The organism is Fusicatenibacter saccharivorans (assembly GCF_015557635.1).
Taxonomy (GTDB): domain Bacteria; phylum Bacillota; class Clostridia; order Lachnospirales; family Lachnospiraceae; genus Fusicatenibacter; species Fusicatenibacter saccharivorans.
On the sequence record NZ_JADNOP010000007.1, the window covers coordinates 49,887 to 65,813 of the forward strand.

Here is a 15,927-nt window from a genome sequence, read left to right on the forward strand (position 1 = left end):
TCCTCTATTTTTCAAAGGCATGTTCCGTTGTCTCCAAGATCGTCTGCACCAGACCGTCCGGCTCGATCGGCTTGGTCAGATGGCTGTTCATGCCCGCGGCGCGGCATCCCTCTTTGCTCTCTTCGGAGGACTGCGCCGTCATCGGGATAATCGGGACTTGTTTTGCTTCCGGAAGCTCCATGGTGCGGATCTGCCGCGCTGCCTCAAGGCCGCCCATCACAGGCATCATCAGATCCATTAAAATCACATCAAATTTCTGCGGATTCGCCGCATACTTTTCGACCGCCTCGCGGCCGTTCCATGCCTCTTCCACCGTCGCACCGTGATCGGTCAGGTAAAACTCGGCGATTTCCATGTTGATCTCATTATCCTCGACAAGCAGAACGTGGAAGCGGACAAGCTCTTTTCCTGCGATCCGTGTCTTTACTTCCTGAATCCGCTGTCCCTCGCAGTCAATGTAAAACGGAAGCCGGAATACATACGTCGTTCCGACGCCCTGCTGGCTCGTTACCTCGATCGTGCCCTGCATTTTTTCGATCAGTTCTTTGACGATCGACATGCCAAGGCCCGTTCCCTTGTACTGCGTTCTCGCACCGGACTTCTCCTGTGTGAACGGATGGAACAGCTCTTTTTCGATAAATTCGCTGCTCATTCCGATGCCGCTGTCCGTGATGCGGAACTCGTAGACGACCCGGGTTCCGTCGCAGGAGACTTCGCCCGCATACGTATCGATCATTCCGCCCGGCTTGTTGTACTTGATTGCATTGCTGAAGAGATTCAGCATAATCTGCCGCAGGCGCAGCGGACTGCCGATCAGTCTCGTGTGCGTCAGCTCACCGCGGTGCGTACAGTGGGTAATGCCCATCTCCGTAATCTGCGCATTGACAAGGGATGCCACATCATCCATCAGATGCTTCAGGTCAAAAGAAGCGCTCTCGATCATCTCTTTTCCGGACTCCAGCTTATTCATATCGAGCACATCGTTGACGAGTGCCAGCAGATGGCTTGCGGAAAGATTGATTTTATCGAGGCAGTCGTCCACTTTTGCCTCATCCTGCCGGTTTTTGCGGATGATATCCAGCATGCCCATAATGCCATTGATCGGCGTGCGCACATCGTGGCTCATGCGGTTCATAAATTCTGTTTTTGCACGACTTGCACTGTCTGCAGCTCTAAAGGCATCCTGAAGCTGTATCTTCTCCCTCTCTTCCCGGCTGTGGAACTCTGACGTATCACGGAAAAGGATCATGCCGTGTACCACAACGCTCTCCCGCTTTGTCTTTCGGTCGTAGACGGTATCCTGTGACATAAGAACCGTCTTCTGCAACCATATTCTTCTGCCGGACTCATCTGTCTCCTGATACTCCACGACTACCTGCTTATCTCCGTTTTCAAAGCGCTGCAGCAGTTTCTTCGAGGAATCCACAATGCGGTATGATTCCAATGTCTCCTCCGCGACAAACGCACTGCATTCCCCGCAGTATTTCTCGTAGGAACACGGCAGATCTATATTGAGGTCAAATTTCTTCTGCCCGCTGTGGTAAAAAATCTGCTCCAGCGAATCATTCGTCAGATCAACGGCGAACACGGCCTCAGCCGTCTCGAGAAGAGCCTCGGCGTAGTGGCTGTTTTCAATGATCGACTGTTTCATCTGTTCATAGTATTGGTCGAGCTGTTCTTTTTCATTCCGAGCAGCTTCCTCATTGAAGCGGAACCGCTCAAAGCCCATCAGAAAATGGTGCAGTCCGCCGTCCTCGGCCGCGTCGTAGAACAGAATGGTGACTTTTCCCCGGCAGAGCGCTTCCCCTTCGCTGCCCTCCCGATACTCGCACAGAATTTCTACGCTCTCTTCTCCCTTCTGATAGCACTCCTTCAGATGGGTAAGATCCAGCATTCTACGCATTTCCTTTCTCTTTTCCTCATCCGTGATGCCCTGCACAATATGCTCGGCCGCACCGGTATAGCTGCCGTCCTCGGCAAGGAAAAAGCCCGAAACGGCGCGCAGAATCCGGTACTGGTCCTGTCTTGCATTACAGTAAATACAGTTGGAAAAATGGTATCCCTTTTTCTTTACGACGTCCAGCGCTTCCAGGCTGATCTTCCGCTCTGCGGCGGATTCTTCCATCTTCGCGCGGTTTTTGTCGATATACATGTTCTGGTCCGCATGGCGGAACAGTTCCCGGATATCACAGTCTTCAAATTCCGTGGACAGTGCATAGCCTCCGGCGTAGCTGATCGGCATCTCCGGGTGCTGGCGGGAATATTCTGCCGTCTGCGTGCGGATGTGATTCATGCACGCTTCCACTTCTTCGCGGTTCAGTCCGCGCAGAATGGCAAGAAACTCATCTCCGCCGTTTCTTCCGACGAAATACTCCTCCGGGACTGCTTTTCGAAGCTGAACGGCAAAGGAACGGATATATTCGTCTCCCTTGTCGTGACCCAGACTGTTGTTGATCGTGCGCAGATTGTTGAGGTCAAACACGCAGACCGCATACACGCCGGAAATTTCTTCTCCTCCGTCGCTTTCCTCCAGAATCTCTTCGCATTTATTTTTATTTGGCAGGCCCGTCGCCTCATCGAGATAGACTTTCTTCTGCAGAATACGGTTCATCGCCGCATAGCGGACGGCCTTGATCAGCTCCATGCCGATGACAAACACCAGGCCGATGATATCTCCTACTACCACCTGCTCCAGCTTCTTCAGCGAAGACGCCATTCTCTGCGAATACGCTTCCGCAAGGCCCGTCGCCTCGTCACAAATTTTGAAAAAGGTCTCACTCTTTTCGATAATCGCGGTATTCTCATATCCTTTTTCACGCACCAGCAGAATCTCTGCCTTCAGCTCTTCAAAATATGATGCCAGCTCAGTCATCTTATCCTGAAAATCCCGGTCATCCAGGCGCACCAGATCCAGCTCGCTGCTTCCGTTCTGCAGACCGTCGATATAAGCGTTGATGTCTGCAATCATCGTATCCTGCGGTTCTCCCGCATCCTCCAGCTTGATAATCCGCTGCGTTTTTCCGCGTACCAGACCGGCATAGTTGACAACGCGGGCCGTTCCCTGTATTTTCTCGACCATCGACATAATGCAGAAAAACAGAATAATCAGAATGATCGTCAAAACCGTCATTGCGGTTTTGGAAATAAAGGATGTTTTTTTCTTACTTTTCTTTTTCTTCATCGCTCTCCATCAGATCCTGTGTCATTTTTTGTCATATAGATCATATTATAAGCGCAATCCTCTCTTCGCGCAACCGCAAACCGGGCGCAGAAAAAATTTCAAAATTTTATCTGCTGTCTGACACAAAAAAACGGACACCGGAGAGGATGTGCTTCCTGTCCAGTGCCCGATCTTTTCTTATTTTGCTTTTTCTGCCGTCCAGATTTTACCGTCGCGGATGACAACCTGTTTTTCTTTCATCAGATGGCCGACCGCGCGCTTAAATGCTGCTTTGCTGAGGCCGAATTCTCTCTGAATCACTTCCGGTGATGCTTTGTCATCAAACGGAAGGACACCTGCAAATTCCTCGATCACAGAAAGAACGCTCTCTGCATCGATTGCGATCTGCTCGTACGCTTTTCCGCGTGCGGACAGGGAGAGTTTTCCGTCCTCTTTGACTTCTGTAACGCGGCACTCAAGTTCCTGGCCGACATGATAGTCTGCCTGTGCTTCTCTCTTTGGAATCAGGCCGGAGTAGCGGTCATCAACAGCAACGAAAACGCCGAAGTTTCCGCTGATCTCGTAGATTCTTCCCTTTACGATATCGCCTACGACGTACGGAGAATTGGTTTTCAGGAAATGGTAAACCTTCATCGTTGCGCAGAGACGGTCGCTCTTGTCGATGTAGAGGGAAACCAGAACCTCGTCACCTGGATGGAGGCGGCGGGTCTGCTGTTTAAACGGAAGAAACAGATCTTTTTCCAGACCCCAGTCCAGAAATGCTCCGATCTTTCCGGTAGCAGCTACGTTTAAGACAGCCAGCTCTCCAAGCACCAGCTTCGGCTCTCTGGTTGTCGCAATCAGACGGTCGCTGGAATCGCGGTACAGAAATACTTCCAGCTCATCTCCCTCTTTTGTTCCTTCCGGCACCTGTTTGATCGGCAGAAGAACACGTTCCTTCTCGCCTGCTTCCCGGGTCTCCCCAAGATAAATACCGAATTCTACTTTCTTTACTACTACCAGCTTTTGCTTTCTTCCTATATTTAACATTTGACTTCCTTTCTTACTGCTCGCCGAGAGCCTTCATGCTCATCTCCTCGAGCAGGTCGCTCTTGATGTGGTACAGCTTGTCGGACAGATCCACGTAAACCTCATGCGGATTGACCAGACGTTTGGACTCCTCCCAGAGGGTATCTTTCTCTCTGGTGCAGATGTCGCGGATCTCCATGACGGATGGAGAAGTGTAGACGCATGCGCCCTTCTGGAAAATCGGAACGAGGAGCTCGCGTAAGGTGTAGGTTCCGCCTTTGATCTTCGTCTTTTTCCAGGTCTCGATCGGGTCGAAGATGATCATATCTTTGCTCTCGTCGAAGGTCTCGTCTGCAAGGCAGATCAGGTCGGCACGGATCTTTCCGGTTTCTTTATCATAAATACGATAAATCGTCTTATTGCCCGGGTTTGTTACTTTCTCGGAGTTCTCGGACAGCTTGATCTTCGGTGTGAATTCTGCATCATCTTTATCTTTTGCTGCTGCCAGCTTGTAAACGCCGCCGAATGCCGGCCAGTCACCGGATGTGATCAGGTTGGTGCCGACGCCCCAGGAATTGATCTTCGCACCCTGGGTTTTCAGGCTGTCGATCAGGTACTCATCGAGGTCGCTGGATGCGGAAATGATGGCATCACCGAAACCTTCTGCCTCGAGCATCTGATATGCTTTTTTCGACAGGTAAGCCAGGTCACCGCTGTCGATGCGGATGCCGTAGCCCTTCATCGGTAAGCCCTCTGCTCTCATCTCTTTGAAGACGCGGATCGCATTCGGAACACCGGATTCGAGAACATCATAGGTGTCTACGAGAAGAATGCAGGCTTCCGGATACATTTTCGCATACGTTTTGAATGCGGTGTACTCATCCGGGAAGCTCATAATCCAGCTGTGTGCGTGGGTTCCCTTGACTGGAACGTCAAACATCTGTCCGGTCAGGACATTGGAGGTTCCGATGCAGCCGCCGATCATGGCAGCACGCGCGCCGTAGATACCGGCATCCGGTCCCTGTGCACGGCGGAGTCCAAACTCCATGATGCCGTCGCCCTTTGCCGCGTAAACAACGCGGGATGCTTTCGTCGCGATCAGGCTCTGATGGTTGATCATGTTCAGAATCGCGGTCTCTACAAGCTGTGCCTCCATGATCGGAGCGACAACTTTTAAGAGCGGTTCTCTTGGGAATACGACGGTTCCTTCCGGGATCGCATAGATATCTCCGGTGAAATGGAAGCCTCTTAAATACTCCAGGAAATCATCGTTGAAAATATGGAGGGAACGGAGATAGTCGATGTCATCCGGTGAAAAGTGAAGATCGCGGACATACTCGATTACCTGCTCAAGTCCTGCACATACGGCGTATGCGCCGCCGCATGGATTCTTTCTGTAAAATGCATCAAATACCACGATCTGATCGGACGGGTTCTCGTAGTAGCCCTGCATCATGGTAAGTTCATATAAATCGGTTAACAGTGTAAGGTTCTGCGCTCTCATGCAAAATCCCCTTTCCTCATTGTGTTGTAACGGTTCCGAGTTGTATTATATTTTTGTTTTTGTTCTTTCCGATTGTACCACAATCATTGAAATTCCACAACTACGTATGACTGGCCTTTTTCGTCGTTTAAAGAGACAAAACAGCCATTTTCCATCTCTGCACGCCGCGGGCACAGGATGTCACCAAGATGCGCCTGCTGCTTGTATTCGGCACGCATCCGGTGAACGGAAAAATCCTTCGGCAGACACTCAATGGCCAGGGAGATAAACTGCGCATTGTTGACATGATGATTCGTATCGAGGTTATGCGGACGCACCGGAAACGGTTCGCCGATAAAATCTGCCTCCGGCATTTTCACCTTGCGCTCCCCAAACTCTTCGTCAAGCGGATCCTCCACTCCGTATGCGTCCATCGTCTCTTTCGGCGCGCGGACCGGATGGCCTGTTTTCATGCTGACGTATGACCAGATGGAATTGGCACACGCAAGCATTTCACCTTCTTCTGTCTCCAGGGTGAAGTTACGCATTCCCAGAAATCCCCGGAAGCCGTTGGCCCATGTGGTGATTTTCACTGCTTCGCCAAGAGACGGATAGCGGCGAATATGAATCTGCCACGCGGACAGTACCCAGGCACAGCCTCGTTTTTTAAGTTCTGCAACGCCTTCACCGATCGCCTCTGACTGAAAGGTGCTGCAGTCCTGGAAGTAATTGATCAGTCCCGGCAGGGTAAGACAACCGTCCTCACCGATTTCACTGTAGCGGATTCTGCTTGTAAAGGAATACTTCATCGTTTGGTTCCTCCTGCTGTATTTTTAATCTTTGACCGAAAATGTTTTGTCAATCGGATATTCGCCAAAGTTTCGAGCAAACACAGACTTTGGCTCATTGCCTGCACAAATCGAAAAAGGCCTCAGGTACGAGACCTGAGACCTTTCAATGAGCTGGGCTACCTGGATTCGAACCAGGAACTGACGGAGTCAGAGTCCGTTGCCTTACCGTTTGGCGATAGCCCATTGCCTTGCGACAAGATGTATAATACACTATCGCAAGAGAAAAGTCAACACCTTTTTTGAAATTTTTTTATTTTTTTCAAAAAACTGACTTTTGGAACATTTTGGAAGGGATTTGACGGCTCAACCCGGCCGTTGTCACTCTCCCGCCACGTATTTTTTGTCGATGTTGACGACACATTCATACTTCTCATCCATTTCCTTCATCAGCGCCCCGATCTGCCCGATCACGCGATCACAGTCTTTCTTCTTATAAGAATACGGGATTTCAAGATCAAAAATCAGCTTCTTTTTCTCCGCCCCGTTGATCATACGGAAATCGTGGAAGGAAAGCTCCGGATCGAGAATGGAAATTACGTTTCTTACCTTCTCCTTTGTCGCAAGAACCGTCGCATCGTGGATCTCCACCGGATCCATGTGGATGACCAGTAGAATTCCCAATTTTTCACCGACCTCATGTTCAATGCGGTCGATAATATCATGCGATACCTCGATATCGACATCTCGCGGCACCTCCGCATGGATCGATGCCATACTTCTGCCAGGCCCGTAGTTGTGGACAATCAGATCATGGGTTCCTACAATTCCTTCATAGGAAGCAACCTCTTTCATGATCCGTGCATACAGATCCGGATCCGCGCCCTGCCCGATCAGCGGTTCCAATGTATCTTTTGCAATGGAAATACCGGACCACATAACGAGTACCGCCACAACAAGTCCTGCGATTGCGTCGATATTAACCGAAAGGAAATGGCAGATCAATGTAGAAGCGATCGTTGCGCTCGTCGTGATCACGTCACCCATGGAATCCGCCGACGTTGCCAGCATCACCTTCGACTGAATGCGGTTTCCCAGTTTTCGGTTGAAAAGCGCCATCCACAGCTTTACACCAACCGAGAGCACCAGAATCAAAAACGGAACCATCTGAAATGTGATCTCTTCCGGATTGCGAATTTTCTCCAGGGAGCTCTTTAAAAACGTAAAGCCGACTTCAATAACCAGAAACGAAACGATCAGCGCTGCAATATACTCGATCCGACCGTGCCCGAACGGGTGCTCTTTATCTGCCGGTTTGTTTGCCATCTTGACACCAACAAAGCTGATGACCGAAGATGCCGCGTCGGAAAGGTTATTGAACGCATCCGCCATGATTGCCAGCGAATGCATCCCAACGCCGATCAGCAGCTTTGCAGCGAACAGCAATACATTGCAGCAGATTCCCACCATACTGGATAAAATACCATAGCTCGTGCGCACATCCGCATTGTCGGTGTTCTCATACTCTTTTACAAAACATCTTACCAGAAAATCTGTCATGGGTTCCCCTTCTTTCCACCCTATATTAAGAAAAAGGCCTCACGCATCGCCGCGGAGCCTTTTTGTTTTCCCTGTCCTTTCTATAGTAGGCAGTGTTGAAAAAAAAGTCAAGCCTAACATATTTTCGGAGATTCTATCGACAGAGAGAAAAAGCAACGCAGACTGCTTCTTTTCAGCAATTCTGCGCCGCTTTTTCTCTGTTTTTTCAGATTTTATCTCTTTTCAGGCAGATTTGACAATCGAATGAGAGTTTTTCTTTTTCCTGCCTGAAATAGCGTTACCGCCCACCGGTACCCAGCGAGCCGTAACGGAATAGCTACTATTTTACTTTATAAATTTTCGCCATATCCTGCACATACAGCGGATAGAACCGATAGCCCGCAAAATCGCTCCGAAGAGCAACCTCGCATGCCATATCCTCGATATACAGGTTTGCCGCATCGTCACAGAGCAGTGTTTCCATTTTTTTGTAAAGCTCAACCTGCTCCTCTTCATCCGTGCTGGTCTTAACCTGCTGATACAGTTTATCATACTCTTCGTTGCTGTAGTTGATAAAGTTCTTGGATGATGTTGAGGTAAAGCGTTCCAGCAACGCGCGTCCGGTCAGATATGCCGCGTCAACGCCGACAACCGTGGACTGGAACTTCCGGTCTGCATATACATCCGACAGCCAGCTGTCCCACTCGACCTGCTGAATTTTGGCAGTAACACCGATCGCTTTAAGCTGCTCTACCAGAACCTGGGCTGTATCGATATGCTGCTGATAATTGTTCGGCACTGTAATCGTAAGCTCAAATCCATCTGGGTATCCGGCTTCTTTTAACAGTTCTTTTGCCTTCTCAATATCCTGATTATATCGCTCTGACAGTTCCGGCACATAATATTTTCCAAATGCCGGAAACATGCTGCTTCCGATGATCGTTCCTTTTCCGTCCGCAATCATATCCAGCACTTCCTGACGGTTTGCCGCATAGCAGAGCGCCTGGCGCACCTTCACATTGTTGAGCGGTTCCACGGCATTGTTCAGATACAGCGCCTGTACCAGGTTCATACCGCCGTCATAAATCGTAAAATCGGAATCTTCGGCAAGCTGCGCTGTCTGTGTGGAACTGAGACGTGCATACATGTCCAGTGTACCGGATTTCAGGTTTGTTACGACTGCATTGCTGTCCTTGACAATTCGAAATGTTACCTTGTCCAGATACGCCTGATTTTCCGTATCCCAGTAATCGCTGAATTTTTCAAGGACAATGTTTTCCTGCGGGGACCGTGATACATAGTGGAACGGGCCTGTTCCGACCGGATCTGCTTCCAGATCTTCCACATGCTCAGGTACAATCGCCACCGTCAGATAGGCAAGAAACTCGGTGTCTGCCTCTTTTAAATAGATGTCAATCGTGCTCTCGTCTGGAATTTCAACCTTGTCCACATTGGAAAATGCCTCTACCAGAGGCGTTCCGTCTCCGTTGATACCCGCACAGCGTTCGATTGAATATTTTACATCCTCTGCAGTGACGGTCGTTCCATCGTGGAATTTGACACCATTCCGGAGCTTGAAGGTATAAACCTTTCCATCCTCCGAAATCGAATGGCTCTCTGCCACCGCATCGTTCAGATTTCCTTCTTCATCGGGCTTTACAAGGCCCTCATAAATATTGAATAGGATTTCTTTCGTTCCTGCCGCAACAGATTTGTGTGGGTCAAGACTATCCTCAATGTCCTGAGGAATTCCTACCGTGATGGAACCTCCCATAACAGGTTCCCCTGTCGGGGTTGATTCCGTTGATACCTGAGAACTTGTGGTATCGGAAGAATCTGCTTTCCCATCCTTGCCATCCTGGCATCCGCCAAGTACAACAGTAAGAGCTGCAACTAAAAGCAGCGCAAGTACGCTTCTTCTTTTCTTCATGATTTCTCCTTTTGATACGAGTTCTCTCATTTTGTAATTGTCACGCCTATTGTATCCGACCTGTTCCCAAATAGCAAGTACATTATTGTATACAATTTATTTTCCGAATTCGAAAATCACGTATATCCGCCCCGCGTATTCCGGATTCTTTCCCTCGGGATGTACCGGAAAAGATAAAAATTTTGCCGCCCGGGAATTTTAACATTCCCGGGCGGCAAACGCTTTTGCTTTTTTTCTTTTATCCTTCAATGGAGATTGTCTTTTTCTGCTCCACAGCCGGTTTTGCTTCCTTCTTCGGTACGAAGAGTTTCAGCAGACCGTGTTTAAATTCAGCCTTGATATCCTCTTCGGTAATATCTTCACCTACATAGAAGCTTCTGCTGCATGCACCTGCGTAACGCTCTTTGCGGATGTAGCGGCCGTTCTCTTTTTCTTTCTCGTCTTTGTCAAGACCTTTCTCTGCACTGATGGTCAGATAACCATTTTCCAGTGTGGCCTGAACTTCATCTTTTGTGAAGCCCGGAAGGTCAACCACTACCTCGTAGCCATTATTCAGCTCGCGAATATCTGTTTTCATCACATGGCTGGCTTTGCGGCCATACAGTTTCTTTTCTGTATTCTTCATCTCTTTGTCATAATCATAGAACGGAAAATCGTTGAAAAAGTCATCAAATAAATTTTCTCCAAAAATACTAGGCATTAACATAAGTCATCGCTCCTTCTTATTCTTCTCATGGAACCTGATCCATGCTTTTTCTCCGGTTTTTCTTTTCACCGGATCTTTTTGTTTACCTGTTTCTTTGGAACGGAAAGGCTTCCGGATACCGGAGGTTTTCTTCTTTTCCTCTCTTTGTATCCCTCTTCCTTTGTTCTAGCTGTAATATAACACTTATTATTAGCACTGTCAAGAGGCGAGTGCTAATTATTTTGTGAAGATTTTGTGAACGCTACGAGCCATGCACATTTACGTGAAAAGCCCTCGTTCAAGCTTGCTTGGTAAAGAGGGCTTTTTCATGGAAATGTATAGGGCGACAGCCCGACAGCGAGGGAATTTATTCCCGAGCTGTGCACAGACACCTATATGAGTGAAACTTAGCGAAACTTAAATTACGCCCAAGATGGAATATACTTATTTGTTTGTACTTGATTTTTTAATCTGATCATCTATATCTTCTCCATCACCAAATACCGTAACCTTTATTGATCTTCCCCTTTCCGTTTGATATTTCCGTATATACTCTGTTAATTGTTTTACGTAAATTTCTTCATCTTCCACAATTGCAATCTGTATCATCCTATACCCACCTAAATCTCCTTATTCTGTTAAATAGAAAGTAGAAATTCTGTTAAATTTTCAATAGCATCTGGTTTTTCTGATAGTTCTTTCCCCATCAGTCCCTCTCCCATAATACCAGGATCCGCACTAAGAGATACAGCGACTCGACTTGAATTCCATACAGCTTCATACATCATTTCCTGATTCTCTTTAGTTACTTTATTGAGAACGTAATAAAATGGTTTTTGAATACTTTCCGATAATTCCCCGATTTTTTTGGAAAGCTGTAGGGATTCATAGGATGGATCTATGATTATCAATATCAAATCTACACCGTTATCAATTCCACGTCCAAAGTGTTCAATACCAGCCTCCATATCCATTAGCGCAAATTGGTCTTCTGTAAGCCTGAGATTTTGGATAAATTGAGTCATAACAGTTCCCATAGCACAAGAACACCCTTCATTTGCCTGATGAATTTTTCCACTGGTCATCAGTTTTACACCGTCCTTCAGACTATAATAATCTTCCGGTATATCATCTATAGTCCAGGTTTCCTCAAAAAACTGATGAGTAAATTTTGATAACATCATATCATTTAAAACATTTTGCTTACCACCGAAATAGTCTGTAAAATCTCTGGGAAGCTTCATACCCAGCTGTCGGTGTAGACCATAATTAGATTCATCGGAATCAATTACCAAAATTTCTTTTCCTCGTCTGGCTAAAGCCTTAGTCAAAAGACTGGTTACTGTACTTTTTCCACATCCACCTTTTCCGCAAACTGCTATTTTCATCTCTATCTTTACTCCTTTTCTTTTTTCTAAATAATAAGCATTACATATGACCATACTTCAAACTGTCTTACTCCACTTCCTCCAGTTCTGTTCCTTCTGGAAGAATATATCCGCAGTTATCACATACTCCGTCCTCTGCAAGTATCCCGTCTTTCACAAAGGCTTCAATGCCTCCCGGTTCATGACAGCGTGGACAATCTAATTCCTGTATCCTTTTCTGATTTCTTACATCCTGGCAATTGGAAAATTCAATTTTACCCATAGTGATTCCTCCATTTTCATTCCATATCAATTTGTCTTCGTAAAAAAGTTCCTACTATACGGGAAAAATTGCTGATATTACGAATATAGGCAAAGTCTTTTCCATAGATTCTCTTTTCCACGGAGAGCTCTTCTTCATTCCCTGCAAAAATACCAATTACGAAAATTCCCTGATTTCTGGCCCGACGTACCTCATATGCAGTATCTTTCACAGCTTTTTCTCCGTCATAGATCTTGGGCTGGCGGGTTCCTGGTCGTTGTATGCTCATATCACAGGGTTTTCCATCACTTAATACGATTAAAATCTTATTTTTTTCCGGTCGCTCCATGAGAGAGGAACCGACTGTTTTCAGTGCAAGCCCATCTCTGTTATTGGCATATGCACGAAATTGAAAGATTCTTTCATTTGTTTCCCTTGGATCTTCATAATCCCGAAATCTCTGAAGTACTGTATATCCCCAGAAAGCACAGTATCCTGTCACCCGATGAGGAATTCCTGCCTGGCTTAATGCTTCACTGATAATATATCCCTGCGCCGCTACCTGAGCCTGTCTGTCAGCCTGGGAACCACTGGAATCAATCAGGACGTCTATTACAAACTCAGAATCGTCAGATCTCTTTTTTCTATTAAATAACTTGTCATCGTCTGTTCTTCCAATTTTCCATAATCTCTCAGGAACAAGCTGCCCTGCATCAGATCTGCTGACAGAATCATCCTTTCGGATTATAAATGCCCGTTTCAGTGACTCTGCCAACACAGAAATATTTCTTTTGATGATCCAGTGATTATTTCCATAATAGGCTTTATTTTTTTCAAACTGCAGCTGAGAAAAACGGTATTGATTATTTTTAATCACAGGGCTCTGTAATATTCCATCTGTAAGATACAGGATACAGTTTTTGTGGATTCCTGTACAAAATTTCCGGTTGATTCTGGCCTGCTCCGATTCACTCAGATACGATTTCCCGTAATTCAGTTCCACATATTCCCGTATCCGTCGCACTGCCTGTGGATTTATATTCTCCGAGCTTTCCGGAACTTCTTCATTTTCCGGAGAGAAATAAAATCTTTTTTTCTTTTTGTTTCTGATATCCAGACTCATCATCTTTTTTTTGAGATTAGAAAGATATTTTTGAATGATGTCTTCCATCTGTTCATCTGTCATGCATTCCTGCCACGCGTCATTGGTCAATGCCATATCCGGTAAATTCAGAATCTTCTCCAGATTTCCATTCTTTTTTTCAAAAGAGGGATCCAGAACATGATTATAAATCTCATCTATCACGTTTATGACATCTTCCGTATTTTCTGCATCCTTCAGAGAAAGAATCTTGTACAATGCAATCTCTGCCTGTGGATCCATTCCCTTATCGTCTGTGTTCTCCAGAACATGCCTTATATACAGAAGCCTAATCCTGTGAATCAGGTCTGTTCCAGCTTTGTCTGATACCTGTTCTTCCTCGGCCTTTTCCAATTCTCTGAACGCCTGTTCTCTGATTTCCTTTGTTCCCAAACGTTCTCGAATGATAAAACGCTCCACAGCAGCATCCATGCATAATCCAGCAAGAGGCAAAAGTATATCTTCTCCAGCAGAAAAATGTAATTTTTTCATCAAATACATGCCAAGTTTCTTCTGATCAAAATATCGTGCAAAGGCACCCTGCTTCACTGCCTCATATAGAACCGTTTGTTTTGAATAAACATATTTTTCTGTATCCGGTTCAAATTCCATATCATAATCACCACTGACTGTCCAAAAAAGATTTCTGATACGATTGCTGATCTCCAGACGATGTTCTTCCAGTTGTTTCGCCGGCCATCTGACATCCTCCATACAAGTTTACCCCCATATGTCTTTTCCGGTCCAGGAAGATGGGATTCTGGTAGAAACCACATCTTCTACGATCTCTTTTTCAAATACATCAAAACTTTTATTTATGATTCCCATCTGGATTGCATCAATTGGAGAAAGTCCGCTTCTTGTTGCTTTTACAGCAGAAACCAATCCTCTCAGGTCAAGAGATTTTGTTGAGATTTCTCCATGGTAAGCTTTGATCTGCAAATCCAGAAACAGTCCTGCAAAAGCTTTCAGTGCACTTTTTTCCCCATCTGGAAAATGTTGTCTTAATACAAAAAGGACACTATCCTCATCCATTTCAGGCATATCAATTACCATAAACCTTGAAACCAATGCTTCATTTAGCTCTCTGGTACCTGCGTAGCCATAATTCATCGTGCCGATAAATCGTGTTGCCGGATGAAGTAAAATCCTGTTATATCCTGGAATGTCAATTCTGCGCCGATGATCCAGTGTGGCATGCAGTACAGAAACCGCATCATTTTTTGCCATATTGATTTCGTCCAGGATTCCAAATCCTCCAAATTCCGCGCATTGGTAGATGGGGCCTTTCCGAAGGCGAACCTCATTATTTATAAAGGTATCCGTTCCAATCAGATCGGCACTGTCTGTATTTACATGAAAAGAAATGTCGTATTCCGGTCTTCCGAATATCCATGCCAGTGTCTCACATAGTACATTTTTCCCTGTAGCTTTCGCACCGGAAAGTAACAGGTTATCTCCCTGAAGAAGCGCTGCTATTGACATTTCCAGAATCTTTTTCCCATAAAACAGGATATCCGGTTTTTCTACCCGTTCCTTTACCTGATCCTCTACCTCATAACGCATGTGAAAATCTCTCAGTTCTCCAATCAGTTCCTGCGCTATCTTCTGGTCTTCTAAATATTTTTCTATTTCTGCCCAATGATTTCTCATGAAGATTTTCCTTTCTTTACAATTAGTTATGCCAAATCAGATAATATTTCTGTTTACTCAATCTTCAAACTTTCAATCCTCCAACTCACAATCCCAACTTCTTTACAATTTCTCCCAGTGCACTTCTTACAGGAGAATCTTTCGGAAGCTGTATGATCGGCTTTCCATCACAGTCATACTGATATACCTGGTCATCATGTGGTACAACGCCTAACAGTTCCAATCCCTGATTTCGGATTTCTTCCAGAGTTCCGGCATCCAGTTTTCCATCCGGAACACGATTCACGATTAATCCAGTTTTCTGTGGTTTAAAGTTTAATTCATTCATCAGCTTTGCAATACGTCCGGCTGCCTGAACACCTCTTCTGGAACAGTCACTCACAAGAATCGCAACTTCCATCATTGGCAGAATTCCTCTGCTGATGTGTTCCATACCCGCTTCGTTATCAACCACAATATATGGATAATGGCTTTGCAGTTTCTGAACCTGGGTCTGTACAAGGCCATTTACAAAACAATAGCAGCCCTGTCCCTGGGTTCGTCCCATTACCATCAAATCATAATCGTCTTCTTCTGCAATCGCATCAGAAAGACGCATTTCCAGATATGCCTGTTTTGTCATACCGGAGGGAATCTGATATCGTGGGTCTACGCCTGCCCGCTCAATTTCTTCTCTCAGCTCCCCAAGTGTGATCTCCGGCTCAACACCGAGCACTTCGTTTAAATTTGCATTTGCATCTGCATCCACCGCCAGGACCGGACGTTTTCCGCTTTCACATAAATACTGGATCAACAATCCACAAAGAGTTGTTTTTCCTACGCCGCCTTTTCCTGATACTGCAATTACATGTCCCATGTTTTTCCTCCTAAAATTCTGAACAATCTGTTGA

The 15,927-nt window shown here is 46.1% G+C and carries 13 protein-coding genes and 1 tRNA gene; all 14 read right to left on the reverse strand.

Features of this window, described 5'->3' with window-relative positions:
• Positions 1 to 4 precede the first annotated feature (4 nt).
• Complete coding sequence (locus I2G42_RS07470; protein WP_055226263.1) at positions 5 to 3,181, reverse strand: ATP-binding protein; 3,177 nt, start codon at positions 3,179 to 3,181, stop codon at positions 5 to 7.
• 177 nt (positions 3,182 to 3,358) lie between these two features.
• Complete coding sequence (locus tag I2G42_RS07475) at positions 3,359 to 4,210, reverse strand: CvfB family protein (RefSeq protein WP_022462037.1); 852 nt, start codon at positions 4,208 to 4,210, stop codon at positions 3,359 to 3,361.
• Between the two features lie 13 nt (positions 4,211 to 4,223).
• Positions 4,224 to 5,693, reverse strand: coding sequence for a nicotinate phosphoribosyltransferase (locus I2G42_RS07480; protein WP_055218976.1), 1,470 nt, complete (start codon positions 5,691 to 5,693; stop codon positions 4,224 to 4,226).
• Between the two features lie 83 nt (positions 5,694 to 5,776).
• Positions 5,777 to 6,481 (reverse strand): acyl-[acyl-carrier-protein] thioesterase, encoded by a 705-nt coding sequence (locus I2G42_RS07485; protein WP_055226261.1) that lies wholly within the window; start codon positions 6,479 to 6,481, stop codon positions 5,777 to 5,779.
• A gap of 153 nt (positions 6,482 to 6,634) precedes the next feature.
• Positions 6,635 to 6,706, reverse strand: a tRNA-Gln gene (locus tag I2G42_RS07490).
• 135 nt (positions 6,707 to 6,841) lie between these two features.
• Positions 6,842 to 8,020, reverse strand: coding sequence for a cation diffusion facilitator family transporter (locus tag I2G42_RS07495; protein ID WP_195530908.1), 1,179 nt, complete (start codon positions 8,018 to 8,020; stop codon positions 6,842 to 6,844).
• A gap of 319 nt (positions 8,021 to 8,339) precedes the next feature.
• Positions 8,340 to 9,929, reverse strand: coding sequence for an ABC transporter substrate-binding protein (locus I2G42_RS07500; RefSeq protein ID WP_055218982.1), 1,590 nt, complete (start codon positions 9,927 to 9,929; stop codon positions 8,340 to 8,342).
• Positions 9,930 to 10,167: 238 nt separating this feature from the next.
• Positions 10,168 to 10,635: an Hsp20/alpha crystallin family protein gene (locus I2G42_RS07505; protein WP_055226256.1), complete on the reverse strand. Its 468-nt coding sequence runs from the start codon at positions 10,633 to 10,635 to the stop codon at positions 10,168 to 10,170.
• A gap of 423 nt (positions 10,636 to 11,058) precedes the next feature.
• Positions 11,059 to 11,223 (reverse strand): hypothetical protein, encoded by a 165-nt coding sequence (locus I2G42_RS07510; RefSeq protein ID WP_238061730.1) that lies wholly within the window; start codon positions 11,221 to 11,223, stop codon positions 11,059 to 11,061.
• 29 nt (positions 11,224 to 11,252) lie between these two features.
• Complete coding sequence (locus I2G42_RS07515) at positions 11,253 to 12,002, reverse strand: ATP-binding protein (protein ID WP_195530909.1); 750 nt, start codon at positions 12,000 to 12,002, stop codon at positions 11,253 to 11,255.
• Between the two features lie 67 nt (positions 12,003 to 12,069).
• The gene (locus I2G42_RS07520; protein ID WP_055226254.1) at positions 12,070 to 12,264 is read right to left on the reverse strand and encodes a hypothetical protein; all 195 of its coding nucleotides are present in this window, start codon (positions 12,262 to 12,264) and stop codon (positions 12,070 to 12,072) included.
• 16 nt (positions 12,265 to 12,280) lie between these two features.
• Positions 12,281 to 13,120, reverse strand: coding sequence for a cobaltochelatase CobT-related protein (locus I2G42_RS16395; protein WP_330611285.1), 840 nt, complete (start codon positions 13,118 to 13,120; stop codon positions 12,281 to 12,283).
• 984 nt (positions 13,121 to 14,104) lie between these two features.
• Positions 14,105 to 15,037: an AAA family ATPase gene (locus I2G42_RS07530; RefSeq protein WP_055226251.1), complete on the reverse strand. Its 933-nt coding sequence runs from the start codon at positions 15,035 to 15,037 to the stop codon at positions 14,105 to 14,107.
• A gap of 85 nt (positions 15,038 to 15,122) precedes the next feature.
• A complete protein-coding gene (locus tag I2G42_RS07535) occupies positions 15,123 to 15,893 on the reverse strand; it encodes an ATP-binding protein (RefSeq protein WP_195530911.1) in 771 nt (256 codons plus the stop codon).
• Positions 15,894 to 15,927 lie beyond the last annotated feature (34 nt).

What these genes read in the sequence shown, in the direction of transcription:
- I2G42_RS07515 (WP_195530909.1), bottom strand. Translation starts at nt 12,002, where the DNA reads ATGAAAATAGCAGTTTGCGGAAAAGGTGGATGTGGAAAAAGTACAGTA.
- I2G42_RS07475 (WP_022462037.1), bottom strand. Translation starts at nt 4,210, where the DNA reads ATGTTAAATATAGGAAGAAAGCAAAAGCTGGTAGTAGTAAAGAAAGTA.
- I2G42_RS07480 (WP_055218976.1), bottom strand. Translation starts at nt 5,693, where the DNA reads ATGAGAGCGCAGAACCTTACACTGTTAACCGATTTATATGAACTTACC.
- I2G42_RS07485 (WP_055226261.1), bottom strand. Translation starts at nt 6,481, where the DNA reads ATGAAGTATTCCTTTACAAGCAGAATCCGCTACAGTGAAATCGGTGAG.
- I2G42_RS07505 (WP_055226256.1), bottom strand. Translation starts at nt 10,635, where the DNA reads ATGTTAATGCCTAGTATTTTTGGAGAAAATTTATTTGATGACTTTTTC.
- I2G42_RS07495 (WP_195530908.1), bottom strand. Translation starts at nt 8,020, where the DNA reads ATGACAGATTTTCTGGTAAGATGTTTTGTAAAAGAGTATGAGAACACC.
- I2G42_RS07520 (WP_055226254.1), bottom strand. Translation starts at nt 12,264, where the DNA reads ATGGGTAAAATTGAATTTTCCAATTGCCAGGATGTAAGAAATCAGAAA.
- I2G42_RS07535 (WP_195530911.1), bottom strand. Translation starts at nt 15,893, where the DNA reads ATGGGACATGTAATTGCAGTATCAGGAAAAGGCGGCGTAGGAAAAACA.
- I2G42_RS07500 (WP_055218982.1), bottom strand. Translation starts at nt 9,929, where the DNA reads ATGAAGAAAAGAAGAAGCGTACTTGCGCTGCTTTTAGTTGCAGCTCTT.
- I2G42_RS07530 (WP_055226251.1), bottom strand. Translation starts at nt 15,037, where the DNA reads ATGAGAAATCATTGGGCAGAAATAGAAAAATATTTAGAAGACCAGAAG.
- I2G42_RS07510 (WP_238061730.1), bottom strand. Translation starts at nt 11,223, where the DNA reads ATGATACAGATTGCAATTGTGGAAGATGAAGAAATTTACGTAAAACAA.
- I2G42_RS07470 (WP_055226263.1), bottom strand. Translation starts at nt 3,181, where the DNA reads ATGAAGAAAAAGAAAAGTAAGAAAAAAACATCCTTTATTTCCAAAACC.